The sequence below is a fragment of the Chamaesiphon sp. genome (assembly GCF_041738855.1).
In the GTDB taxonomy this organism is placed as follows: Bacteria; Cyanobacteriota; Cyanobacteriia; order Cyanobacteriales; family Chamaesiphonaceae; genus Chamaesiphon.
This window is the reverse complement of sequence record NZ_JBGSPA010000033.1, coordinates 1-21,895: the sequence shown is the minus strand read 5'-3', so window position 1 is coordinate 21,895 and position 21,895 is coordinate 1. Positions and strand designations below refer to the sequence as shown.

Sequence of the window (21,895 nt, the reverse complement as noted above, 5' to 3'; positions counted from 1 at the left end):
ATGTGCCCCAGAGATCGCAGGTGGATTGGGATTATCCGATTACTGCCCAGAATGTGGTGATGATGGCGCGTACCCGCCAACTAGGCTGGTTCCGGCGTCCAGGTGCCGCAGCGAAGGCAATTGTCAATGCAGCACTCGATCAAGTCGGGATGTTGGATCTCAAAGATCGCAAAATTGGCGAACTTTCTGGTGGGCAACAACAGCGCGTATTTTTAGCCCGCGCACTGGCGCAACAAGCAGATTTATTCTTATTTGATGAGCCATTTACTGGCATCGATAAAAAAACTGAAGCCGTACTGCTGGAAGTTTTTGGCGAACTGAGAACAGCAGGTAAAATTCTGTTAGTTAGTACCCACGAGTGGGGAAAATCGTTGAGTCAACTCGATCGAATTCTACTACTCAATCAAAGTCTGATTGCCGATGGTTCGCCCGCACAGGTAATGACTCCTGCCAATCTGAAACAGGCTTATGGTGTCTCATTTCATCAGCATGGCAACCGAGATCCTGGAGCCGATTTATTCTGTTAATCGATCGCTGTTTCAATCATTAATCCTAATATGCTAAATTTTCCGATCGAGCCTTGGCAGTATGAATTCATGCGATATGCGATCGTCATTGGCATTCTCGTCGGTATTTTATGTCCGGTAGTCGGTAGTTATCTAATCGTGCAACGGATGGCATTGTATGGAGATGTAATCGCCCATGCTGTATTGCCAGGATTATCACTTTCCTTCTTTTTGGGTATAGATATTGCGATCGGGGCGTTTATTTCTGGCATCATGGGTGCGGGGACTATTTCCTGGATTCGATCGCAATCGAGAGTCAAAGTCGATGCAGCGATGGCTCTAACCTTTTCTAGTTTCTTTTCGGTCGGAATTATTTTGATTTCTGTACTTAGAAATAATATCGATCTAGATAGTTTTCTCTTTGGTGATATTCTGGGTACGACGACAACCGACATCTATCGGACAGCAATTGTCACTGCGTTAATTCTGACAGCAGTTTGGTTATCTTATAAAGAGCTGTTATTCTATACATTCGATCGAACTGGAGCTGAAGCGATGGGCTTACCAGTTAGAATTATTCATCTCGGATTTATGTCCGCAATTACGCTGACAATTATCGCTAGTATGCAGGCAGTAGGTGTAATTTTAGTAATTTCGTTATTAGTTGGGCCAGCTTTGACAGCATATTTACTAGTCAAAGAGTTGCATCAAATGATGATTGTGGGTGCGTTTGCGAGTCTAAGCGGGGTATATATTAGTTTTTATCTCAAGCACGTACCATCTGGCCCAGCAATCGTAATTGTATCTTCAGGATTATTTATCCTCGCATTATTATTTAGTCCCTCCCAAGGTATTCTAACCCAGCGATTTCGATTGCCCTCCTAATTAATAGTTCCTTCCATCCCAGTGTCAAATTAGATATATAAAGTAGTAATTTACTAATGGATAGTGGACAATAATTGTTGTTGTATAATTAAATAAGACAGTGATTTTTATTTAAAATTGATATTATGAGTAGTACTGGTTCTATCGCACGATTAACTCCTCACCAACAGCGCATTCTCAAAACACTCGAAACAATCGATGGTGAAATTTCGACCCAAGATTTATATGTCCAATTGCGGGCTAGCCATAAAACGCTAGGACTAGCAACTGTCTATCGCGGACTAGAAGTATTGAGATTGCAAGGATTGGTACAGAGTCGGAATTCGATCGAGGGCGAGTCTTTGTATAGTCTAGTTCAAAAACATCAGCATTACTTCACTTGTTTGCAATGCAGTAAATCGATGACAATTGATGCTTGTCCAGTTTGCAAAGTCGAAGCTGAGTTGGCTCAAAAACACTCAATCAAAGTTTTTTATCATACTTTAGACTTTTTTGGTTTGTGTACATTTTGTCAAGCAGCAGAAAATTAATATCTTCAGAAGTCAAGTATTTACTTATTACTTTATCGAACCGGAGGAGGTGGAATTCTAGCCAAAATCCCCTGTTGTAAAATCTCTGGTCGCTCCTGTCGCGGTACAATTCCATTTGTACTTGCATGATATTGTTCGCACAATTTGAGGATTGCATCTGCACTATTTAGCGGCGGTAAATCGCCAAACATCAAGCTCATCTTCCCCGCTCCAGTCAAAGCGATCGCACAAGGTCGTTTGCAAGCACTTAAACAGACTAACTCTTCGAGCGCAAAGTCAGCTTTTAAAAACCAATTTTGATACAGTTGAGCCAGTCGATCGAACAAATGTTTACCGCCGCGTTCGCCCAGATAATCTCGTTGTGTCAGGGAAAAGGAGCAAGATTTACAAATATATAAAGCGTGTTTAGTCATAGGTTACTCTTATCCGATCGAATCATAAAGAACTCTTAGTTTGAATTGCCTCTTGCATTTTTTGTTGAAGGTTTTCAAGATTAAGCACTCCCAAATCTCCACCTTTTCTAGTTCTAATACTCAAGGTTTGGGTTTCCATTTCCTTCATCCCAATTACGCCTACCACTGGAATCTTTTCTAATTCTGCCGTGCGAATCATTTTACCCAAACGTTCGTGACTACGATCTAGTTCGACTCGAAAGCCAGCTTGTTTGAGCGTATTTGTGACTCGATCGCAATAATCTCGCACTTCCTCAGTCACAGGTAATAACCGCAGTTGAATTGGTGCCAACCACAGCGGAAAATTACCAGCATAGTTTTCAATCAAAATCCCAAAGAAGCGTTCCAAAGAGCCAAAGATTGCCCTATGAATCATAATTGGTCGCTTTCTGGTATTGTCCGCCGCCACATATTCCATCTCAAACCGTTCGGGTAGATTAAAGTCTACCTGAATCGTCGAACATTGCCATAACCGTCCGATCGCATCTTTGATTTTCAGGTCGATTTTAGGGCCATAAAAAGCACCACCACCTTCATCGATACTATAATTCCAGCCCTTAGTATCTAAAGCTTCAATTAAGGCACTTGTCGCCAATTCCCATACCTCATCCGCTCCTACTGATTTCTCAGGACGAGTAGATAGATTTATTTCATAATCATTAAATCCAAAATCAGATAAAATCTGTTCGGTGAGATTTAAAACTCTCAAAATTTCCGCAGCAATTTGTTCCGGCAAACAAAATACATGAGCATCATCTTGAGTAAATCCTCTCACGCGCATCAACCCATGTAATGCACCCGATCGCTCGTACCGATAAACCGTCCCTAACTCCGCCCACCGCAGCGGTAACTCCCGATAAGAATGCAGCTCATGTTTATATGTCAACACATGAAATGGACAATTCATCGGCTTAATTTGATAAGCTCTTTCATCCACATCCATCGAGTCAAACATACTCTCTTGATAGAAATCAAAATGCCCCGATGTTTTCCACAAATCTAGGTTAGCAATGTGGGGTGTATAGAGCAATTCATAGTCTGCATCTAAATGTGCTTTCCGCCAATAATCTTCGATGATATAGCGAATTTTCGCTCCCCGTGGATGCCAGAATACTAAACCACCACCTGCATCTTCTTGGATGCTAAATAGTTTTAATTCTTGCCCCAGCTTACGATGATCGCGTTTGAGTGCTTCTTCTTTTTGAGTTAGATACGCTGCTAATTGTTCGGGTGTTTCCCAAGCAGTGCCATAGATCCGTTGCAGCATTGGTTTGGTTTCATCTCCTCGCCAATAAGCCCCCGCTAGACTTTCTAATGCAAAGCTATTTGGGTCGATTTCACCTGTAGAATTGACATGCGGGCCAGCACACAAATCCCACCACGTAGCTTGAGGGGGAATAATTGTTGGTGATAATAAAGAGGGTTCTATGGGCACATCAGGTTTAGGTAATTTACCTGTATCTGGACTACCAATAAAATAACGAGTAATAATCTCGCCATCGGGAATACTGTCGAGAATTTCTAATTTATATGGTTCGCCTAAGTCAGCGATTTCAGCTCTAATATCATCTTTACTGACAACTTCTCGCACAATTGGTAAGTTGGCTTTAATGATCCGCCGCATTTCCTTAATAATCTTGGGAAAATTATCGCGGGTAAAGGTGACAGGACTATCAAAATCATAAAAGAAGCCTGTTTCCGTCACGGGGCCGATCGCCACTTTTGTCCCTGGATATAGCTTCTGGACTGCCATCGCCATAATGTGAGCGCAAGTATGGCGGATGAGAGCTAGTTTCTGGATGTCTTGCGGTTCTAACTGGCGAGTGGGCGGGGTTAGGGAACTGACCATACTGTTCTAGAATGATAATCATTATCATGATAACCTAAGTAGAGTAGTGGTGCAGTCTTTTTCGATGCGTTGGCGTAGCCTACCAAAGGTAATCGTCGTGTAGTTATTATTTCAGCAATATCACGTTCCCGCTCACCAAACGCAGATAACCCACGCAACTCACCGATCGACTGATTCGTTCCGGTGCAGCGGGATTGTTATACGTCCGGCATCGTATCTCCGTAATCCATCCAGCAATCCGACAGTTTCCACCAGCGGCTGCCACCAACCGATCTAGGCTAAAATAGAACCGATAGACAAAGAGGCAGGCGGCATGTCACGAACCAACGCAATCACGAGTATTAATTTACTTCTCTTGCAGCTCCCCGAACCGCTCCAAGTCGAAGCATTGCACTATGTTGAGTATCTGACTTCCCGCCGTGTTAGCGCAGCCACCCAGATTGGAAGTCAGCCTAAAGCCCCGAAACGCAATGGTTTCGGCATTCTTAAAGTGAAAGTCACGATCGCAAGTGACTTTGATGCCCCCCTGGAAGAATTTGCTGATTATCAATAGTCTATGAACCTGCTCATCGATCCTCACATTTTGATTTGGTATGTAGCTGGAAATCCCAGCCTGAAGCCAGCGATGACTGATTTGCTACATTAGGCTAACTGGGTAAGCACGAACGGCTGAATCTACTGTCGCAATTGTTAGACCATTTTGCAGGGCTTGACAGATAAGCATTCTGTCAAATGGATCGCGATGTAATGGGGGCAACTTAGCCAATTGCATTACACTACTTTCATCAAGAGCAAGGCTGGCAATTTGATGTAGATCGCGCTGCTTGGGTAAATATGTTTCGGGATGCTCTGGCAGAGGTAGTTTGCCCAACTGGTATTTGACAATTGCTTCCCAGACTGAAATTGCACTTAAATAAACCTCATTTTCTGGATCGCGAATGGCATCCCGAACATCAGTGAATAACTGACTATCGCCACTGATGAACCACAAAAAGATATGCGTATCTAGCAAAATTCTCATTTGCCCTCGAACGCACTCAAAATCTCTTCTGGCAAAGGTTCATCAAAATCTTTAGGGACGGTGAACTCACCAGCACACAAGCCGAACGGTCGTAACTGCTTACCACTTAACGAAATGGGTCTAAGTTCAGCGATCGCTTTATCTGCTTGAAGAATCACAAAAGTTTCACCTGCTTCCACTTGACGCAAATACTTTGAAGGATCGCGCTGAATTTCGTCAACCGTCACGTTTAACATCCAAAATCCTCAGTCTAAGTTCAAAAAAGAATACACCGTCTCACTTAATTGTAGACGATGAGTAGTGGTGCAGTCTTTTCGATCGGAATCTACTGATAATAGCTCATCTGGCGCGTGAACATAGTATGGTAGCGTCCTCCTTGAAGCATCAGTTCTTCATGTGAACCTTCTTCTACAATTCGTCCGTGTTCCATGACTATCACTCGGTCTGCAATCTTTGCCAATCCCAGACGATGGCTGATGACAACTGACATCCGTTCTTTGGTAATCCCCCGCAGTATTTCATAAATGTCATGTTCGTTTTTAGGATCGATCGCTGCTGTAGGTTCGTCAAAAATTACTAGTTCAGCTTCACTCAAACGCAAAAGTGCGCGAGCGATCGCAATCCGCTGCCACTGACCGCCTGATAAATCTATCCCATGCTCAAACTGTCTACTCAGAGGTGTTTCTAATCCTTTGTCTAGGGAATCAATTAGGGACATCATGCCGACTTTTTGAAGAGCAGCTTGGATTGCTGGATTATCAGCTGATTTTGGTAAATAACCCCAACCAACATTCTCGCGTAAGTTTGCTGGAAAATGAGCGTAATCTTGCATAACGACAGCAAGATGAGAGCGAAGATCTGTTAATGATAGCGATTTTAAATCCCGACCATTCCAGATAATCTGACCTTGTTGTGGATCGTAAAATCGGCAGAGCAGCTTTGCTAAAGTTGTTTTACCCGCTCCGTTTTCACCCACCAGCACTAGCATTTCTCCAGGAAGAATATTTAAGTTAATATCATTTAGAGTAGGTCGATCGCCGCCAGGATAAGTAAATGTTAATCCTTTAATTTGAATGCCTTGATCGGATGATTGAATTCCATTGTTATCAAAAATATATTGAGTTTCATTTACAATTGATGGCTCCAAGCTTAACAAATAAAAAATCGGACGAACGGATAATGCAATGCTATAAATACTATTAAAAGAATTTAATGCAAGTCTCATTCCGATGCGTATTTGTAGAATCAAGCCACTATAAAGTGCTAAGTCACCAATTGAATAACTGCCCTTAATAACTCCGATGATTATATAAATGTAGGGGATTACAATACCAATACCCTCAAGCAAAGACCAAAAAAATGATAATATAGCACCTTGCAAGCGCAATTTTCTCATCTTTTGATACAGGGAATAGTAAACGCTTTTCCACTTCTCTATTAATAAATACTCAAGTGAAAATAGTCTGATTTCTTTGGCGTATGTTTCACTCAGCATTAGTGATGTGTATATATCTAAAAGCCGGATAGAATCTGCTTGAGTCTCTTCAATCGACCAACTTTTCTTTGTATATGTTGTACTGACGATTTGTGATGGTATGGAAGATAAAATCAACAGGACTGGAATCCACCATGAAATTGAAAATGACAAGGCAACAGAAGGAATTAATATAAACATGCCAATAATTACTTCTACAACGAGATACATGAACTCTGGTATATCTTTCATACCTCGTTCAGCTAATTTAAGTATATTCAGCAAATATGGAGTTTCAAATAAAGCAAGATCGTTAAACTGAGCAACTTTGCTAATAACTTTCGATTTAATAAATCCTTCTACTGCCTCCTTTAATGTTGGAGACATAATATTAGCAGCAGGTTTTAGAGCGTCAACAAGGATATTTACGATTAGCATCAAAGCTAAACTAGACAGTAGTTTTGGCTCTGACAACAGAGTGTTGAAGGCATCTGGAGATTTTTTAACTGTAATCTGAATCAGCTCATCAACTACAATTTTATTGAAAAACAGAGATACTGATGGGCCAGATCCTGTAATTACGCTTAGAAAAATTAAACTGGCTAATTCAAATGGAGCAGCCTTGCAAATAATTAGAATAATTTGCTCGAACGTTTGATAAATACTTATTTTAGCTGGTTGTAACGGAGTCATATTAGTTAGAGGGATCGCGCTGAATTTTATCAACCGTCACGTTTAACATCCAAAATTCTCAGTCTAAGTTTAAATGAGAATACACCATCTCACTCAATTGTAGACGATGGGTTCTATTCTTCTAGATAACCCAAGTTGCTACCCATTCTTTGCCTGCGACTAAAGTCGCGGCTGATGATGCGAAGTCCGCCTTCGTGGACTAATAATTCAGTCCGCGAAGGCGGACTTTGCACTCCGAGCGGCGGTTTCTAACCGCTGGAGTTATAGGTGGCAACTTGGGTTAGATAATGGTCTAGCAACTTTATTCAGCCTCAAATTAAGCTCGATCGCTACTCCTCAAACGAAATCGACAGCTTTCGCAACAATTGAGCCAGAACTTCACGTTCGGCTTCGTCTAAAACGGTAATGAGGCGATGTGTATTGGCAACATGAGCCTCAACAGCTCGATCGATCGAGTTAAAACCTCGATCGGTCAATTGAACTAGCGTGCCGCGACGATCGCTGGGATCGGCAATACGCTTCACCAGATCGGCTCGTTCTAATCGATCGAGCCGATGGGTAATCGTACCGGATGAAATCATTAAGGTATTGAATAGCTCAGTCGGAGAAAGCTGATACGGCTGCCCAGAGCGGCGTAATGTAGCCAACACATCGAATTCTCCACCATTCAAACCAAATTCTGAGACTATCTCTTGAATCGATCGATCGAAGTGTTTGGACAGTCTCCCGATCCTGCCAATAATCCCCATCGGTGACACATCTAAGTCAGAACGCTCCCGTTGCCACTGCAACAAAATCTTATCGACTGCATCGGACTCCATCATCTAGCTCACTGCTCTAAGTTTCTCGACACTAAATATCTTGACATCAAAATAACCGCTACAATTTTAATATCAAGTATCTTAACTTTAAGATAAATAACGATCGAGGTGCCGATATGAACGAACGAACGATTTACCTGTTAGCCGCGCTCATTGGTGGTGCCTTCATCCCGATCCAAGTCGCGCTCAACACGTTGCTGCGACGCTATGTCGGCGAGCCGATGCAAGTTACATTTGTTTCGTATCTTGTGGGAACGCTAACAGCACTCTTTATCTGTCTCGTCGCACGGTATCCGCTGCCCACTTCGGCTGCCATAAATCAAAGCTCCTGGTGGATGTGGACTGGTGGCTGTTTAGGAACATTGTATGTGTGGTCAACTATTGTGGCGACGGTGAGAATCGGAGCCACACTTACACTCGCGCTAACCTTCGCAGGGCAAATGGTCGCGGCGCTGGTTCTAGACAACTATGGCGCACTTGGGTTAACAAAGTATCCAGCCAGTCCAACACGAATTGGCGGAGTTGTAATTGTGTTTCTGGGCGTTTCGTTAATCGCCTATGCAAAGCGTTGAGTGACCTAACGTTCCCATTCACCCGTTACCGATCCGCGATCGAATTTAACGATCTAACCAAAGCCTTTTTTAGCTCCATAGCGAACCGTTTTAAACTCCAACTTATTACTCCCTGGATGATAGAGCGTGTAGCTAGCTTTCCCTTCAATCCTTCCCACCGAACCTACCCCAATAATTCGACGGGGACTTAATACCGTCGGAATTGAATCGGTTAATTTATCTAAGGTTTGAACTTGACTATTCAGACTGCCAGATTCAATTTTATATTCAAATGCCAAACCCGATCGTCCACAGAATAGTTGATTTGCATCCATTCGCGATAGTCGATCGATCGCCTGAATTGGATCGATCGTTGGTGTCAATTCATCGCTAACTGAAAGCGAACTACCATGAATCAAAAAGCAATCTAGCTCTACAAATCCAAATTCTAGAGAACTTACCCATTCTAGAGTATTAGGATCGATCGCATCCCACAGCGTTTTCGTCATGTCGATCCCATATCGATCGATTAGTTCTGTTGGCTCTCCCGTCCGCCCCAAGGCATGAAGAATTAATATTTGTTCTTCCCACCATCCCTGACAAACTAGTGGTGTTGGTTCGCCTTGACGCGGCTGCTGAATTCTTTTGACGAGTCTATTACTTTCAACTTTTGGGCCGATAATATCGCCGATTAGATAAAAATTTTCCACTTCTTGGCGCGACTTTCGCAAGTCTGCCACCACTGCCTCGTATGCAGCTAAATTACCCTCAATTCCACTTGCGATCGCCCACATCTAGATTATGCTTATTAGTTATTAGTTATTATTTATTACTTACCGCAGTCGCCATATCTGTGAGGGCACAAACCCGACTTTTCAAAAAAGTCGGGTTTGTAACAACGCTAGTTTTTAAGATATTTATCGTTCGCACACATGAGTCGGATCTTCAGCGCGTTCTGCATATTCCAAACCCTGCGCCAACCGCCATGCAAAAATAGCTGGTAGCCCGTTGTTGATAATCGCCTGACAAGTAAGCTGGTAGTCATATTCCACCTCTCGCAGCGTGGTTAATTTATCGTCCGTGTCATAAATTACATAAGTTGCATTCGGACGACCGTGACGCGGTTCGCCGACAGAACCCGCATTGATAATCTGCTTCAGCGGTGCGGTAAATTGCTTCGTAGAACTTCCCTCTGGCTGTTGAACTTTCACAGCTAACTGCCCAGCATCCAGCGTCCGCACATAGGGAACGTGAGTATGCCCGCAAAACAGGACATCTGCACCTGTAGCCATCACCCGTTCTAAAGCAGTAAAAGCATTTACTTCTGGCATCAAATACTCATGTTGATTGTGAGGGCTACCATGCACGAAACAAAGATTATCTTCACGCAAACTTAGAGGTAGTTGTGCCAGATATTCGCGCACTTCAGGATTAATTTTGTCATTTGTCCATTCATGTGCTTTCTTGCCTCTTTTCTCTGCCAAAATCGATGGATAGCTGCACTCGCAAGCATTCAAACCTTCGACGATATCTTCATCCCAACAGCCCTGTACGGTAGGAATATCTAGGGAGCGAATCATCTCGACAACTGCATTTGGATGAGGCCCATAACCGACCAAATCGCCCAAACAAAATATTTTATCGGCACGTTGTTTATCGATATCGGACAATACTGCATTCAAAGCTTCATAGTTACCATGAATGCAAGACATTACTGCTATTTTCATACTAGTGCTTCCTCTGGTGATTCGGTTGATAATTGAGATTTAATTTGTTCCTGATAATATGCCAGGGCGTTATCATCTAAACCGCAGTCTTCTAGTGTTTCCATAATTAGCTGAGGTTGCAAATTATTTCCCACAACTTCCAATCCACTAAACCTTGTCGGTCTGCCGCTCAAGACTGGCAGTAACGGCAATTCAAAATAAGTACAATCGGGAAAACCTACTCCAAAGCTAAAATAAAACGATCGACCATCAACAATCTCAAAAACACCTTTAGCTCTGGCAACTTCACCGTAAGCTCCCTGAATTAATTCATCCCAAAATATGTTTAAACTAGCTGGATCTAGTACTTCCCCTGTCAATCCAAAGCGGGGCAAGGCAGTTAGCGCGACATTTTTTTCGGTAACTTCACTGATGAGAGTTTGAGTCGCCCAATCGTGATATTCACTCTCAATTAAACCCTTTGGAACGATCGCAATTCGTTGACAAGATTCGATATCTACAGGTAATTTCAGTGTGGCTAGATCCAGTTGGAGCGCAATCTCAACATACAGCGGTTGAATCTCGGCTAGCTGCGTCCAGGATGCGCCAGCCGAGATCGGTTTGACATGGGGGCAAGTTGCTGTAATATAAGTCAGATCGATCGGGGTAGCATCAGCACCCAAGCAGATATAAGCACTAGGTTCGGTGCTGGTGGTAAGTTGTTGGTGAATCCAGGTAGTTTTGCCAGAACCGCATGGCCCTGTCACGAGGTAGATGGGGTACCGATCCATGAACTGCGAAGATGAATGGAAACTTTACCAGCATATCATAAATAACAGGAATGATAATCATTCTTGCCAAACTGTCTTAATTTGCAAATAGTTATCATTAACTCGCAACAGGTTTGACAACCTATGGTACTGTGTTGAGAGTAGATTCGGTTTCGATCGAGATTATCGATCGAAAGTAATGGGGAAAGTTTGGTGCAAACCCAACGCTGTCCCGCAACTGTGTTTCGATTACCTGCGGTAGTCGATTAGTCAGAACACCCACCGATATCGATCGATCCCAACTTATATTCTGCGAGGCACAGAGGGGAAAAATATTATGGATGACAAACACACAATTTTCGTGTGTCAATCTTGCGCTGGCAATTGGCAAAATGGCAGAGAAGTAGGCAACAGCGGCGGTTATTTACTCCACCAAGAATTGACGGATCGACTAGCTACAAGCCAATTAGCACAAGACTTTGAGGTCAAAGCAGTTAAATGTATGGGCGCGTGCAGTCGTCCCTGTGTCGTTGCTTTTGCGGCGGCTGGTAAATCTACTTACCTATTTGGAGATCTAGATCGCACCTCTCTAGCTGAGGTATCTCAGTCGATTTTGGAGTGTGCTAGTCTTTACCATCGTCAGCCAGACGGTGCAATGAAGTGGTCGGAACGTCCCGAACGACTCAGAAAAAGTGTAATTGGGATCGTTCCTAGTATCGAACGCCCAGTCAGTATTTAAGCAAAACCTTTTCGTCGTGGTGCTGTCTAGGTATAGATAATGCTTGTCACTGGCAGTCACCCCAAGTTAGTTACTAGAGGTTTATTGAGACTTTTAGTGAGAAATTTTAGCAACTATATTTTAAGCGATCGATCTGTGGCTTTGATGATATATTATGAGAATGATTATCACTCTCATAAATTTAGGCATCAAGATCGACTCGCTAAACTCGCAAAATTAGACCGTAATCCTTTCAGGTAAACAGATCCATGTCCGTTAAAAATATCAATTATCTCCGATCGATTGAAATCCTCGTCATAGCTGTATTATTGGGATTGAGTTTGGATGCCAAGAAATCTAGCCTAGCCCAACAACCTCCCGCGCCCCAGCCAGAAAAAGTTGAAGACTTAGAAATTAACGTCTACGGCGAAAGGTTATTAAACAAACCCATTTATTCCCCCTTCCGCAAAGAAGGGACACTCAAAGACTCTACCCGTCCTGCTTACGTTATCAACAAAGATGAAATTAAAGCGCAAGGAGCGCGCACGGTGCGCGAAGCACTCCAATCCTTACCAGGGATTCTGGGTGCGGGGACGGTGGGTACTGAGATAAATGCTCTGAGTGGGCAATCTATTCGGGGTAGCAATACCAATCAGGTGTTAATCTTATTGGATGGTCGCCCGATTAATAATTTGGGTTCGGGCGGGTTCGATTTGGGTGAATTTTCGACGAGTATAGTCGATCGAATTGAAGTATTACCTGGTGGTGGTTCTACTCTCTATGGTTCGGATGCGATCGGCGGTATTATTAATATCGTTACCAGTCGAGCGACGAGCGATAAACTAACGTTTGGTGCCCAAGCAGAAGTGGGCAATCTCGGCTATACCAAATTCGGTGTTAATGTTGGTAAAAAAGATGGAAATGTCGGCTGGCAGATTGGTTACGATCGCATTCAAGCGAATAATAACTACGCATATTCGATTCCTTCCGCCAATTTTTCAGGGACGCGCACGAATAATGATGCTATTTATAATAACTTACGAGTACGGGCAGATGTCGATGTTAGCGATCGCACAAAAGTAAATTTCACAGGGATAGTATTATCCAAAAATCAAGGTACACCTGGCGGCGTACCGATTCCCAGTCCTCAATTTGGGCAAGGATTTTTTAACTCGCTCACTGATGCCAATCGGAAATATAACGACCAAATTTTATTTGATGTCGGGATAGACCAAAAACTCGGCAATAGTAATGATTCTACTCTAACGGGGCGAGTTTATTATGATAGTTTGAGTACACGCTTTGATAGCCGCACGGCTTTTGCCGAAACACTCTCCGTTACCAACGGGCAAGTAGTTAAATCGGTTACGCCCCAAATTCAACGTCAGTTTGATAACAAACAAAAATCATTAGGCATTCAAACTCAACATAACTGGCAGCTTACACCCACTCAAAACATTACTTATGGTTTCGATTATCGCAACACAAATAATCGTGATACCACTAACAATATTGCTAGCGGCACTCAAACAGTCGGCTATGATGGGACTATTTCACAGGGAGCATTATTCGCTCAGTATAATGTCGATCTCAGTCCTCAAATACGGGCAACAGCAGGACTCAGACAAGATTTTAGTAGCTTGACAAATGGTAGCGCGACTTCTCCCGCACTAGGCGTTAAATGGGATGTCAATTCAGCAACAACTCTGCGGGCTAACTATATTCGGAACTTCCGCACACCGACGCTATCAAATTTATTTTCAGCCAATCCTACCTTTCTTGGCAACCCTAATTTGTTGCCGGAAACTGGTAATAGTTTCGATGTTGGGGTAGACCAGAAATTGGGAAACTTTGGTTTATTAAGATTAACGGCGTTTCAAAATAATATTAACAATCTAGTTGCCTTTCAAAGCATCACTCCGGCTGTAAATGGCGTATCGGGAACTTTTACTAATATCGGTGAATTACAAACGCAAGGGATCGAAGCTTCTTTAAATGCTAGAATTGCCCCAAATGTGTATGGATTTGTTAACTACACTATTAATAGTCCGCAAATTAAACAAGATACAAGTCCGGCGGTAGTAGGTAAAGAATTGCGATTTGCAGGTGCAGATAAATTAAGCATGGGGCTATCTTATGAAAATACCTTTGGTTGGTATGGATCTCTCGCTTTAAATTCGCTCGGCGGTTATCCAACTAATAATATAAACACAGAGTTTTTACCTGGATTTACTAGTTTTGACGCTAACTTTGTCGCGCCACTTAATAGCGATCGCAGTGTAACACTCAATGCTAGCATTCAGAATATTTTTGACCAGAGGTACGAACTGTTTGCTGGCTTCCCCGATGCCGGGAGGACATTTCGGACGGGGATCGATTGGAAATTTTAGGAGGATAATTTGATGACAGTTGCAACTTTTGAACGTCGGATTCAACCATTAGGTAAAACTGAACGAGAGGATACCTATAATGGTAATTCGATCGAGTATGAAGATTTTCCCACAGATCTAGATGTGCTCGGCCCACTTCTGCATTCATTGTTTCAAGAACATTGGCAAGAAGTAGGCTTAGGGCACATGGTAGATGGAAGCGTTTTGGAGTTGGAATTTACCGCTGCACCGAAGATTTGTCGGATTTATGATGGCTATTTAACGGTAGTTACCGAAAGTTGGCACATGCACCTGTGTGTTGCCGAAAATCAGGGTGGCGCAACTGGGCGTACTCCTGAATCTTTGCGTCAAGTGCGACGGGTAAGTCGGGCGGCTTTGTCCCGACGATTGAATTCTGAAGGTGAGGCGCGAAGCTGGGGAATTCAGTTCTGGAATGGTAGTGGTGAAAAGATGATGACAATATTTCTACCTAATGCCTTTATCGGTGAAGGGGAAGATTTATTACCAGAGCATAAACCTAATTTAGCTAAGTTAGGATTGTACGATAAGTTGCGCCAGATTTATGTATTGGGTACGCTGGATATTCCTTATGAATTTAATCCTTTAAATCGTCCGTATATATCGGTATGTCGATCGACTCGTTGCAATGCCGGACGCGACTGGAAATCGGTATATGAGGCTCTAGAACAGCAGTTATCAGCGTCAGGATTAGAAAACATTGAATTGATTGCTTCTGGCTGTCTAGAGGTCTGTAAGATGGGGCCAATTGTATTTTATTCGGGTGACGATCGCGATCCCGAACATACTTGGTATGCACGAGTAACTCCAGATGTAGCGAAGGAAATTGTTACTCAACACGTAGTTGAAAATCAGAAAGTAGAACGGCATTTATATCCGCAGTCATAATCAACAAGGTAGGGGCAATTCATGAATTGCCCCTACCTTGTTGATTATGACTGATATCCTCGCATCATGAAGATAGGAGTATGAAGATGAGGAAAAAACGAAGCGTTACCGCTGTAGTAAAATTAAATTCTGGCGATCTATATTGCTCATAAGTTGGATCGGATGGGTATCATTATCAGCTTGCAATCGACAGCAAAAACAATCAAATTCTATAGCCTCGAATTCTAAATGCTCGACTGTTTACGATCCTCAAGTTGATTACTTCCCTGATAAAGTCAAAGTAACTCAATCTAAAGGATTTACAGTCGAATATCATCGTAACTATAAGGTGGTGTCAGTTAAAAATCCCTGGCGTAATGCCGACACCACTTTTCAATATGTATTAGTTCAATGCAATACGCCGATCCCACCAGGATTCGATAAATCCCAAATCGTCCAAGTTCCAGTTAATTCAGTGGTAGTGATGTCTACAACTCATTTACCATTATTAGACAAATTGGGTTTAGTCGATCGATTGATTGGTGTTAGCGATTTCAACCAAGTTAATACACCCAGCGTAGTCGCAAAAATCAAAGCTGGAAAATTGCAGGAAGTAGGTAGAAGCAATAATACTAATGTCGAGAAAGTCTTAGAAATTAAACCTGAGTTAGTTACGACTTACGGGGTGGGCAATCCTAAATCAGATAGTCATCCCAAATTAATCGAAGCAGGTTTACCCGTCGCGATTATTGCTGAATATATGGAATCATCGCCATTAGGTAGAGCGGAATGGTTGAAATTCATGGCATTATTTTTTAATCGTGAGGCTGAGGCAGAGCGAGTATTTAGCCAGATGGAAAGTAGATATAATTCGATCGCTAAAATTGCCCAGCAAGCCAAAAACAAACCCACAGTTTTCTCTGGCTTCGATAGTCGCGGTACTTGGTATATTCCTGGCGGTGATAGTTATTCAGCGAGATTTATTAGTGATGCAGGGGGTGATTATATCTGGAAAGACGATCGAACGACAGGTAGTATCAATTTGAGTTTCGAGCAGGTATTCGATCGAGCGCAGACAGCGGAAGTCTGGCTTAATAGTAGTCGAGATTGGCGCAGTATTAATGATGTAACTAATACCGATCGCAGGTATGCCAAATTTAGCGCAGTAAAAAATGCCAAATTATTTAATCCCACGGCAAGAATGAATCTAACTGGCGGCAATGATTTTTGGGAAGGAGGAACTGCAAATCCTGACATAGTATTAGCAGATTTAGTCAAAGCTTTGCATCCAGAATTATTACCAAAGCATCAATTTGTTTATTATCGACCTTTGAATTAAATAACAACCCATAGGTTGGGTTGAATGAACATGAAACCCAACGATCTCAACCACCAATTACCTATGTTCTCTAAAAAAGGCAATCCCCGAGAACCGCCACTCAGCGGCTGGTGTCGCTCACTGGCTTCTTGGTACGCCAGCTATCACGGTGCAAGCGGCAATACCAGTCGCCCATGGTGTCACGGAAGCACAGTCCAGCACTCATCGACTGAAAGGATGTCGTGCATGAGGGTCCCGGCTCGTAGCCATGGCTGTGGCAGGTTGTCTCTCGGTAGCTAGCCTTTATGTCGTAGACTGGCCATTCGCGGCTGATTTCAATGTGACCTTTGAAACCCGATTGATAGCCAATGATATCGTTTACACTCACAGTTCGCGGCTTGTTCGCCAGCCGCATGTCGAGATCCCCGACCAGAAACAAAATCGACCGCTCAGCAGCCAACGTCACTTCGCCTTCATTGGTGCAGCGAAAGTGAGCCTTCGCTTGTTCCAGTCTCAGTGGTCCGGCAGTCGGCGCGGTGCGATCCTTTGGGCAAGGTGCTGGCCGTTGCCGCGTGCCGTAGCCCGATGCCGCCGCCGCAGTGGTGCCTTGCAAGCCGATAGCAATGGCGATGCCGATGCCGAGTACAACAGACTGTAACTTAAATGTTGTTTGTTCAGTTTCAAAATGCTGCCGAGCATTAGAGGCTTGACATGTTAACAGCATTACGATCTGGCTGCTGCGGACAGAAAGCGGGAGACAAGCAAGCATTGGCACCAAGTAACGTTGAATCAGGATCATCACATACTCCTTGTTAATGGGAAAAAACAACTAATCAACCGATCGAAGATCGAGAATTCATGCCAATTAATCCAGCACCACCACAACAGATCGACCGACAGCCAGCGACATTAAAAAGGCCGAGAATAAAGCGTCATCAGATTGTTTTAGGACTGTTATTCATCCTACCAATTCCGATCTTCTTGACTAGTTTAGCAATGGGTTCGGTATCTATTCCCTTGGGTGATGTCATCACTATTTTACTAGGTGGCATCCCCCAAAAAGAGTCTTGGAGCGATATTGTCATCCAATTTCGACTACCCAAAGCAATTACCGCCGTATTAGCCGGAGCCGCTCTATCTACTAGTGGATTGCAACTGCAAACCATATTTAATAATCCCCTCGCGGGGCCATCTGTACTAGGAATTAGTGCGGGGGCTAGTTTGGGTGTTGCTTTAGCGATCTTGGGTACGCAGTTATTTGGTATCAGTTTAGCTAGTTTAGGGGCGATCGGCAGTTATAGTACGATCTTTGCTGCGTGTTTAGGTGCGGGAATCGTGACGGGGTTGGTAATTGTCGTCGCGCGGCGAGTGCAGAGTTCGACGAGTTTATTGGTGCTGGGGCTGTTATTTGGCTATGGTACTGGGGCGATGGTGGAGCTGTTGCTCTATTTTAGTACCGCCGAGCCTGTCAAATCCTATCTCAATTGGACGACGGGTAGTTTTGGTGGGGTGACTTGGGAGCAGTTGCCGATAATGAGTATCGGCATTTTGAGTGGTTTAATCCTGGCAATTCTCGTCGCACCGTCGCTAAATCCGTTGCTATTGGGAGAAACCCAAGCGCAAAGTCTGGGAATTTCGATCGAGCGATTGCGTCTACTAGTACTAGTTAGCTCCTCACTCCTAGCTGGCATCGTAACAGCTTTTTGTGGCCCGATCGGGTTTATTGGCGTATCGGTACCCCATCTGTGTCGGGGATTATTGCGAACCGCCGATTTGCGCTGGTTATTTCCGGCGGCGAGTCTCGTGGGAGGCAGTTTTGCACTGGTAGCAGATATTATCGCTCAAATGCCTGGAGGACGATCTGTGTTGCCGATTAACTCAGTTACGGCACTAATTGGCACACCGATTATTGCTTGGATTATTCTTCATCAACAGCGGAATTTATCCTCATGAGTCAAGCCTTATTAATTGCTGAAAATCTGACTGGTGGATATCAAACAACATCGATTATCCATCAATTAAACTTACAACTCGATCGCGGTGAATGGTTGAGCTTATTGGGTGGTAACGGTTCTGGTAAATCTACTCTGCTCAAACTCCTCAGTCATTTGCTCAAACCACAGCAGGGCATCGTCTGGCTCGATGGTAAGGCAATTCATACCGAACCCCCACATCTTGTCGCCCAGAAAATGGCTCTACTGCCCCAACAACAGACGATACCGAGCGGCTTAACCGTACAGCAATTAGTCAGCTTGGGGCGCACCCCCCATCAACCTTGGTACCAATGGGAGCTAACAGCAGTAGATCGATCTCAAGTCGATCGAGCCATGATATTAACACAAGTAATTCAATTTGCAGATCGATCGGTTGAATCTCTCTCTGGTGGCGAACGTCAACGCGCATTTTTAGCTCTGGCTCTGGCTCAAAATCCCCGCGTGTTACTACTCGACGAGCCAACTACCTATCTAGATCTCCGCTATCAACTCGAACTACTCACCCTACTCAAAGATCTCCAACAGCAACAAGGATTAACCATCGTTACCGTCCTTCATGAGCTGAATCTGGCGATCCGGTACAGCGACAGATTGGCAATGCTCAAAGATGGCTCTCTAGTCGCCGTTGGCATCCCTGAAATCGTAATTACGCCCGAAATAGTCGCCGAAGTCTTTGGCGTACAGGTGGCGATTATTGACACTCCTGTGGGCTTGCAGCTTTGTCCATTAGCCAGCATTTAATAAATACTACAGCTAGAGATGAAAACGTCTAAATTTTATGGTTCTACAGGATGAGAAATAATCAGTGCAGATTACAAAGTGAAGACGCACTCTCCTGAGTAATTGATATAATTCTGTCAGCGATATCGACACCAATTGATAATTTTCCCTATGTCTATTTCCCGTCGTCATTTCCTGGCACTGGCTGGTGCAGGTACTAGCAGTAGCTTTGTCTTAGCTGGATTAGAAAGTCTGTATCGCCAATCTGCCGCAATATCGGTAGTCAAATCGCCGCAAGTTAGGGGGTACGGTTCCTTAGTCAAAGATCCTCGCGGAATTCTAGATCTACCAGCGGGATTTAGTTACAAAATCGTTTCTCAAAGCGGTAAGCAGATGAGTGATGGGACGAGCGCACCAAGTAACTTTGATGGGATGGCTGCTTTTGCAGGCAAGAATGGTTCCACAATTTTAGTCCGCAATCACGAACTTCGTCTGAATGATAAGTCACGGGTAATCGCCGCTCTCGATTTCATGTACGATTCTAATTGTAAGGGCGGCACTACAACTCTCACGATCGATCGAAATCGGCAGTTAACTAAAGAATATGTATCCTTAGCAGGGACTAGCGTCAACTGTTCTGGTGGTACAACGCCTTGGGGTACCTGGATTAGCTGCGAAGAAAATATTGCTATGCCAGGGATACCAGACGCGAGCAAAGGGATCGTGACCAAACCTCACGGATATAATTTTGAAGTACCGATAAATAGCCAAACGCCAGTTTTACCAGTACCTTTGGTAGCAATGGGAAGATTTCGCCACGAAGCAATTGAGATCGATCCGCGCACTGGTATTGTCTATCAAACCGAAGACGATCCGACTGGATTATTCTATCGTTTTATTCCCAAGCAGCCTGGAAAATTAGCCGCAGGCGGAATCCTTGAAGCCCTCAAAATTGTTAGTAAACCTCAAGTTAATACCAAACAAAACTTTCCAATCCGACAGAAATTCGCTGTAGAATGGGTACGAATTGAAGAACCAAATCCATCTGAAAATACAGTTCGGAGAGAAGGATTTACCAAAGGTGCAGCTCAATTTATGCGCGGGGAAGGCATCTGTTACACTAATGGTTCTTTTTACTTTACCTGTACTCAAGGTGGTAATGTTTTGGCAAATCTCTCAGTATCACCAGGGCAAGAAGCCAGAGGTAACGGTCAGATTTGGAAATATACCCCTGGAAAAACTGCTAAAAATGGTGGTTCCATCGAACTATTTTTAGAACCAAATGACAATAATATTATCGACATGCCCGATAACATTACAGTCGCACCTAACGGTCATTTAATAACTTGTGAAGATGGCAGAGGCGAACAAAGATTAGTCGGAATTACCCCACAAGGCGGTGTTTATACTTTTGCCCGCAATGCCAGAGATAATAGTGAATTTGCTGGAGCATGTTTTGCCCCAGATGGTCGCACGATGTTTGTCAATATCTACGATCCAGGGCTGACTTTAGCAGTCTGGGGCAATTGGGCAAAGGTGTAATTAACGATCTCGATCGATGTAAAAACGATCGGATTTAGCATTCATACTAGATTCGATTTCCCCAGGGGAAGGCTTTTGCTGAGGCAAAGGCTGTGCCTACGGCAGGCTACGCCAACGCCAACGTCAACGATACACCTCCCCGATCGAATTAAACTTAAATTTGAGTTTCGGTCGCATACAATAGTGCTATCCACTCATCCCGCGCCGATAATGGACAAAAATAAGTTAACCGTAATTGCTTGTACTGGTTCGATCCTAGCTGCTGCACTATTTACAGATCCCAGTTATGCCATGCCACTGCAAAACTTTGGCGGTCGAGATCGCCAAGTTGTAGAGGGAGCATCTGTGCCAGAGAATCGAGTTAATACTTCCCAATCAACTGAAGACGGGATTTCACCATTGAATTACGAACGCCGATTGCAGTAAACAGCTCTGAGTAAATTTGGGTGTGGATGCACCAATTGTGTAACAGCGATTCGCCAAGAAGTAAAATCTGGCGAACTTGCGATCTAATTCAGTGTCACGCCTAATTGCTGTGCCGCCATTCTACAGCCATTGCAATCACAACTAAAGGTTTTTCCAGCAAGCTGCTTTTGTCGTGCGAGTAAAGCTTGGTGGGCAGATTTGGGATCGATAACAGGTGCTGCTACTGGTTGAATTTTCCAGGCTTTGAGTGTTGTTGTCTCCGGCTGGGGCTGATTAGCTTGAGCGAAATAGCTAGCTCCAACTACCCCAGCCGCAGGTAGCCATAGTAAGTTAAATAATTTCATCTTAAATAGTTTTCAGCGATTCGATCGCTATTATAAATCCGTCTGAGCGATTTCCAGCACTCTTACAACAAATGGAAATTGTGAAGATTCCCAGTCGCTAATACCTGCATACGCATTCATGTGTTAGGATATACAGACAACTCAAAGGAGAACCATCATGTCTACTGTTACCCAAATGAAATGTGCTTGTGAGTCTTGCCTGTGTATCGTTTCGCTCTCTGATGCGATCGTCAAAGACGGCAAACATTACTGCGGCGATGCTTGTGCGAATGGTCATACTACCGGACAAGGTTGCGGACA

25 protein-coding genes and 1 riboswitch are annotated in these 21,895 nt (G+C 43.7%); of the genes, 14 read left to right on the top strand and 11 right to left on the bottom strand.

Annotated elements, in window-relative coordinates:
• From ACEW9I_RS04225 to ACEW9I_RS04215, 3 genes are all read left to right on the top strand, one after another.
• Positions 1-527, top strand: a 527-nt coding sequence (locus ACEW9I_RS04225; protein WP_373539116.1) for a metal ABC transporter ATP-binding protein, incomplete at its 5' end; no start/stop codon positions are given.
• A 30-nt stretch (positions 528-557) separates the two neighbouring features.
• Positions 558-1,391: a metal ABC transporter permease gene (locus tag ACEW9I_RS04220; RefSeq protein WP_373539115.1), complete on the top strand. Its 834-nt coding sequence runs from the start codon at positions 558-560 to the stop codon at positions 1,389-1,391.
• A 125-nt stretch (positions 1,392-1,516) separates the two neighbouring features.
• A complete protein-coding gene (locus tag ACEW9I_RS04215) occupies positions 1,517-1,921 on the top strand; it encodes a Fur family transcriptional regulator (RefSeq protein ID WP_373539114.1) in 405 nt (134 codons plus the stop codon).
• Between the two features lie 32 nt (positions 1,922-1,953).
• Here ACEW9I_RS04215 and ACEW9I_RS04210 read toward each other — a convergent pair whose 3' ends face one another.
• Positions 1,954-2,334 (bottom strand): DUF1636 family protein, encoded by a 381-nt coding sequence (locus ACEW9I_RS04210; RefSeq protein WP_373539113.1) that lies wholly within the window; start codon positions 2,332-2,334, stop codon positions 1,954-1,956.
• 22 nt (positions 2,335-2,356) lie between these two features.
• Positions 2,357-4,222, bottom strand: coding sequence for a threonine--tRNA ligase (thrS, locus tag ACEW9I_RS04205; RefSeq protein WP_373539112.1), 1,866 nt, complete (start codon positions 4,220-4,222; stop codon positions 2,357-2,359).
• Positions 4,223-4,535: 313 nt separating this feature from the next.
• On the opposite strand from thrS, the gene ACEW9I_RS04200 reads away from it, so the two are divergent.
• Complete coding sequence (locus tag ACEW9I_RS04200; protein ID WP_373539111.1) at positions 4,536-4,775, top strand: DUF2281 domain-containing protein; 240 nt, start codon at positions 4,536-4,538, stop codon at positions 4,773-4,775.
• Between the two features lie 84 nt (positions 4,776-4,859).
• Here the strand turns inward: ACEW9I_RS04200 and ACEW9I_RS04195 are convergent, their stop codons facing one another.
• The 4 genes from ACEW9I_RS04195 to ACEW9I_RS04180 all read right to left on the bottom strand — a co-directional run bounded on the left by ACEW9I_RS04195 (position 4,860) and on the right by ACEW9I_RS04180 (position 8,231).
• The gene (locus ACEW9I_RS04195) at positions 4,860-5,243 is read right to left on the bottom strand and encodes a type II toxin-antitoxin system VapC family toxin (protein ID WP_373539110.1); all 384 of its coding nucleotides are present in this window, start codon (positions 5,241-5,243) and stop codon (positions 4,860-4,862) included.
• On the bottom strand, positions 5,240-5,479 hold the full coding sequence (locus ACEW9I_RS04190; RefSeq protein ID WP_373539109.1) for a type II toxin-antitoxin system Phd/YefM family antitoxin: 240 nt from the start codon (positions 5,477-5,479) through the stop codon (positions 5,240-5,242). The genes ACEW9I_RS04195 and ACEW9I_RS04190 overlap by 4 nt, the downstream gene beginning before the upstream one ends.
• A gap of 89 nt (positions 5,480-5,568) precedes the next feature.
• On the bottom strand, positions 5,569-7,410 hold the full coding sequence (locus tag ACEW9I_RS04185) for an ABC transporter ATP-binding protein (protein WP_373539108.1): 1,842 nt from the start codon (positions 7,408-7,410) through the stop codon (positions 5,569-5,571).
• Positions 7,411-7,739: 329 nt separating this feature from the next.
• Positions 7,740-8,231 (bottom strand): MarR family winged helix-turn-helix transcriptional regulator, encoded by a 492-nt coding sequence (locus tag ACEW9I_RS04180; RefSeq protein ID WP_373539118.1) that lies wholly within the window; start codon positions 8,229-8,231, stop codon positions 7,740-7,742.
• Positions 8,232-8,347: 116 nt separating this feature from the next.
• Between ACEW9I_RS04180 and ACEW9I_RS04175 the strand changes: the two genes are divergently transcribed.
• Positions 8,348-8,803, top strand: a complete 456-nt coding sequence (locus ACEW9I_RS04175; protein ID WP_373539107.1) for a DMT family transporter — start codon at positions 8,348-8,350, stop codon at positions 8,801-8,803.
• Between the two features lie 53 nt (positions 8,804-8,856).
• Here the strand turns inward: ACEW9I_RS04175 and ACEW9I_RS04170 are convergent, their stop codons facing one another.
• The 3 genes from ACEW9I_RS04170 to ACEW9I_RS04160 all read right to left on the bottom strand — a co-directional run bounded on the left by ACEW9I_RS04170 (position 8,857) and on the right by ACEW9I_RS04160 (position 11,279).
• Positions 8,857-9,576 carry a metallophosphatase gene (locus ACEW9I_RS04170; RefSeq protein WP_373539106.1) on the bottom strand — a complete coding sequence of 240 codons (720 nt, stop codon included), beginning with the start codon at positions 9,574-9,576 and terminating at the stop codon, positions 8,857-8,859.
• Positions 9,577-9,699: 123 nt separating this feature from the next.
• Positions 9,700-10,509: a metallophosphoesterase gene (locus tag ACEW9I_RS04165; protein WP_373539105.1), complete on the bottom strand. Its 810-nt coding sequence runs from the start codon at positions 10,507-10,509 to the stop codon at positions 9,700-9,702.
• The gene (locus tag ACEW9I_RS04160) at positions 10,506-11,279 is read right to left on the bottom strand and encodes a GTP-binding protein (protein WP_373539104.1); all 774 of its coding nucleotides are present in this window, start codon (positions 11,277-11,279) and stop codon (positions 10,506-10,508) included. The genes ACEW9I_RS04165 and ACEW9I_RS04160 overlap by 4 nt, the downstream gene beginning before the upstream one ends.
• A gap of 130 nt (positions 11,280-11,409) precedes the next feature.
• Positions 11,410-11,560, top strand: a riboswitch (cobalamin riboswitch).
• A 35-nt stretch (positions 11,561-11,595) separates the two neighbouring features.
• On the opposite strand from ACEW9I_RS04160, the gene ACEW9I_RS04155 reads away from it, so the two are divergent.
• The 4 genes from ACEW9I_RS04155 (at position 11,596) to ACEW9I_RS04140 (ending at position 16,590) form a co-directional block, all read left to right on the top strand.
• A complete protein-coding gene (locus ACEW9I_RS04155; RefSeq protein ID WP_373539103.1) occupies positions 11,596-11,997 on the top strand; it encodes a DUF1636 family protein in 402 nt (133 codons plus the stop codon).
• A gap of 248 nt (positions 11,998-12,245) precedes the next feature.
• The gene (locus tag ACEW9I_RS04150) at positions 12,246-14,366 is read left to right on the top strand and encodes a TonB-dependent receptor (RefSeq protein ID WP_373539102.1); all 2,121 of its coding nucleotides are present in this window, start codon (positions 12,246-12,248) and stop codon (positions 14,364-14,366) included.
• A gap of 12 nt (positions 14,367-14,378) precedes the next feature.
• Positions 14,379-15,272 (top strand): ferredoxin, encoded by an 894-nt coding sequence (locus tag ACEW9I_RS04145; protein WP_373539101.1) that lies wholly within the window; start codon positions 14,379-14,381, stop codon positions 15,270-15,272.
• A gap of 331 nt (positions 15,273-15,603) precedes the next feature.
• A complete protein-coding gene (locus tag ACEW9I_RS04140; protein WP_373539100.1) occupies positions 15,604-16,590 on the top strand; it encodes an ABC transporter substrate-binding protein in 987 nt (328 codons plus the stop codon).
• A gap of 100 nt (positions 16,591-16,690) precedes the next feature.
• Here ACEW9I_RS04140 and ACEW9I_RS04135 read toward each other — a convergent pair whose 3' ends face one another.
• Complete coding sequence (locus ACEW9I_RS04135; RefSeq protein WP_373539099.1) at positions 16,691-17,398, bottom strand: hypothetical protein; 708 nt, start codon at positions 17,396-17,398, stop codon at positions 16,691-16,693.
• Positions 17,399-17,427: 29 nt separating this feature from the next.
• On the opposite strand from ACEW9I_RS04135, the gene ACEW9I_RS04130 reads away from it, so the two are divergent.
• The 4 genes from ACEW9I_RS04130 (at position 17,428) to ACEW9I_RS04115 (ending at position 21,251) form a co-directional block, all read left to right on the top strand.
• A complete protein-coding gene (locus ACEW9I_RS04130) occupies positions 17,428-18,522 on the top strand; it encodes an iron chelate uptake ABC transporter family permease subunit (RefSeq protein WP_373539098.1) in 1,095 nt (364 codons plus the stop codon).
• Complete coding sequence (locus ACEW9I_RS04125; RefSeq protein ID WP_373539097.1) at positions 18,519-19,304, top strand: ABC transporter ATP-binding protein; 786 nt, start codon at positions 18,519-18,521, stop codon at positions 19,302-19,304. The genes ACEW9I_RS04130 and ACEW9I_RS04125 overlap by 4 nt, the downstream gene beginning before the upstream one ends.
• A 150-nt stretch (positions 19,305-19,454) precedes the next feature.
• A complete protein-coding gene (locus tag ACEW9I_RS04120; RefSeq protein ID WP_373539096.1) occupies positions 19,455-20,825 on the top strand; it encodes an alkaline phosphatase PhoX in 1,371 nt (456 codons plus the stop codon).
• 210 nt (positions 20,826-21,035) lie between these two features.
• A complete protein-coding gene (locus tag ACEW9I_RS04115) occupies positions 21,036-21,251 on the top strand; it encodes a hypothetical protein (RefSeq protein ID WP_373539095.1) in 216 nt (71 codons plus the stop codon).
• Positions 21,252-21,334: 83 nt separating this feature from the next.
• Here ACEW9I_RS04115 and ACEW9I_RS04110 read toward each other — a convergent pair whose 3' ends face one another.
• Positions 21,335-21,595, bottom strand: coding sequence for a hypothetical protein (locus ACEW9I_RS04110; RefSeq protein ID WP_373539094.1), 261 nt, complete (start codon positions 21,593-21,595; stop codon positions 21,335-21,337).
• 157 nt (positions 21,596-21,752) lie between these two features.
• Between ACEW9I_RS04110 and ACEW9I_RS04105 the strand changes: the two genes are divergently transcribed.
• Positions 21,753-21,895: metallothionein (locus tag ACEW9I_RS04105; RefSeq protein WP_373539117.1), on the top strand; the 143-nt coding region annotated here is incomplete at its 3' end.

What these genes read in the sequence shown, in the direction of transcription:
- ACEW9I_RS04210 (WP_373539113.1), bottom strand. Translation starts at nt 2,334, where the DNA reads ATGACTAAACACGCTTTATATATTTGTAAATCTTGCTCCTTTTCCCTG.
- ACEW9I_RS04150 (WP_373539102.1), top strand. Translation starts at nt 12,246, where the DNA reads ATGTCCGTTAAAAATATCAATTATCTCCGATCGATTGAAATCCTCGTC.
- ACEW9I_RS04160 (WP_373539104.1), bottom strand. Translation starts at nt 11,279, where the DNA reads ATGGATCGGTACCCCATCTACCTCGTGACAGGGCCATGCGGTTCTGGC.
- ACEW9I_RS04110 (WP_373539094.1), bottom strand. Translation starts at nt 21,595, where the DNA reads ATGAAATTATTTAACTTACTATGGCTACCTGCGGCTGGGGTAGTTGGA.
- ACEW9I_RS04190 (WP_373539109.1), bottom strand. Translation starts at nt 5,479, where the DNA reads ATGTTAAACGTGACGGTTGACGAAATTCAGCGCGATCCTTCAAAGTAT.
- ACEW9I_RS04130 (WP_373539098.1), top strand. Translation starts at nt 17,428, where the DNA reads ATGCCAATTAATCCAGCACCACCACAACAGATCGACCGACAGCCAGCG.
- ACEW9I_RS04165 (WP_373539105.1), bottom strand. Translation starts at nt 10,509, where the DNA reads ATGAAAATAGCAGTAATGTCTTGCATTCATGGTAACTATGAAGCTTTG.
- ACEW9I_RS04220 (WP_373539115.1), top strand. Translation starts at nt 558, where the DNA reads ATGCTAAATTTTCCGATCGAGCCTTGGCAGTATGAATTCATGCGATAT.
- ACEW9I_RS04170 (WP_373539106.1), bottom strand. Translation starts at nt 9,576, where the DNA reads ATGTGGGCGATCGCAAGTGGAATTGAGGGTAATTTAGCTGCATACGAG.
- ACEW9I_RS04200 (WP_373539111.1), top strand. Translation starts at nt 4,536, where the DNA reads ATGTCACGAACCAACGCAATCACGAGTATTAATTTACTTCTCTTGCAG.
- ACEW9I_RS04155 (WP_373539103.1), top strand. Translation starts at nt 11,596, where the DNA reads ATGGATGACAAACACACAATTTTCGTGTGTCAATCTTGCGCTGGCAAT.
- ACEW9I_RS04185 (WP_373539108.1), bottom strand. Translation starts at nt 7,410, where the DNA reads ATGACTCCGTTACAACCAGCTAAAATAAGTATTTATCAAACGTTCGAG.
- ACEW9I_RS04145 (WP_373539101.1), top strand. Translation starts at nt 14,379, where the DNA reads ATGACAGTTGCAACTTTTGAACGTCGGATTCAACCATTAGGTAAAACT.
- ACEW9I_RS04120 (WP_373539096.1), top strand. Translation starts at nt 19,455, where the DNA reads ATGTCTATTTCCCGTCGTCATTTCCTGGCACTGGCTGGTGCAGGTACT.
- ACEW9I_RS04180 (WP_373539118.1), bottom strand. Translation starts at nt 8,231, where the DNA reads ATGGAGTCCGATGCAGTCGATAAGATTTTGTTGCAGTGGCAACGGGAG.
- thrS (WP_373539112.1), bottom strand. Translation starts at nt 4,222, where the DNA reads ATGGTCAGTTCCCTAACCCCGCCCACTCGCCAGTTAGAACCGCAAGAC.
- ACEW9I_RS04215 (WP_373539114.1), top strand. Translation starts at nt 1,517, where the DNA reads ATGAGTAGTACTGGTTCTATCGCACGATTAACTCCTCACCAACAGCGC.
- ACEW9I_RS04195 (WP_373539110.1), bottom strand. Translation starts at nt 5,243, where the DNA reads ATGAGAATTTTGCTAGATACGCATATCTTTTTGTGGTTCATCAGTGGC.
- ACEW9I_RS04175 (WP_373539107.1), top strand. Translation starts at nt 8,348, where the DNA reads ATGAACGAACGAACGATTTACCTGTTAGCCGCGCTCATTGGTGGTGCC.
- ACEW9I_RS04115 (WP_373539095.1), top strand. Translation starts at nt 21,036, where the DNA reads ATGGACAAAAATAAGTTAACCGTAATTGCTTGTACTGGTTCGATCCTA.
- ACEW9I_RS04125 (WP_373539097.1), top strand. Translation starts at nt 18,519, where the DNA reads ATGAGTCAAGCCTTATTAATTGCTGAAAATCTGACTGGTGGATATCAA.